The 933-nt window shown below is 64.0% G+C and carries 1 protein-coding gene; it reads left to right on the forward strand.

Annotated features, from left to right (window positions below; translation table 11 throughout):
* Positions 1 to 798: IS5 family transposase (locus NKH98_RS32935; protein ID WP_352904321.1), on the forward strand; the 798-nt coding region annotated here is incomplete at its 5' end.
* Positions 799 to 933: the final 135 nt, after the last annotated feature.

Below are 933 nucleotides of genomic sequence, written 5' to 3' on the forward strand. Positions count from 1 at the left end.
GCAGCTTGGCCACCGCTGGTTCTGTTCAAGGCGCTTTTGCTGCAGTCACTCTACGGCCTGTCGGATCGCGAACTTGAGGAGGCGCTTGGCGACCGGCTGTCGTTCCGGCGCTTTGTAGGGCTCGGGCTGGAGGAGAGCGTTCCCGACCACACGGTGCTTTCGCGTTTTCGCAATCTGCTTGTCAGCGAAGGGCTGCTGGAGAAGCTGTTTGGCGAACTGGACCGGCAGTTGGAGAAAGCCGGTGTTATCCTGAAGCGGGGAACGATGCTGGATGCCACGCTGATCAATGCGGTTTCATTGCCCCCGACGGACGAGCGGACTTCGAAGGATACGGATGCCCGGCTCACCGCGCGAAAGGGCAAGGGCGGCTTCACCTTTGGCTACAAAGCCCATGTCGGGGTGGATGAGGGCTCTGGCCTGATCCGCACGGTGATTACCACGCCAGCCAACGTCAACGACACGGTGATGGCCGATGACTTGATCTGCGGCGACGAGAAGACGGTGTGGGCGGACGCCGCCTACGACACCCATGCCCGCCGCGCCCGGCTCAAGGCCGAGGGCAAGAAGGTGCGCATCGCGCGCCGCCCCAACAAGCACCATGCGCTGCCGCCGCGGCTCAAACATTACAACCGCCTGATCGCCAGACGGCGAGCGGCGGTGGAGACCACTTTCGCCACGCTCAAGAACCGCATGAAGCTGACCAATATCCGCTATGTCGGACTGGCGAAGGCCACCGCCCAGGTGACATTGGCGGCGATCGCCTTCAACATGCGCCGATGGGCCGCCATCACGGGATAGGTGCGCCCGCAGCCCGGCCGCCCGGGCCGAAACCGCCGCCGAAACCCCAAACAAGGGGGCGGAGCTCACAAAGACGAGCGAAATCCCTGCGATCCCGCCCCATCCAAACATCCCCGGTTACTGCGCAACAGGCCC

The sequence above is a fragment of the Mesorhizobium sp. M0833 genome (assembly GCF_040319905.1).
In the GTDB taxonomy this organism is placed as follows: Bacteria; Pseudomonadota; Alphaproteobacteria; order Rhizobiales; family Rhizobiaceae; genus Mesorhizobium.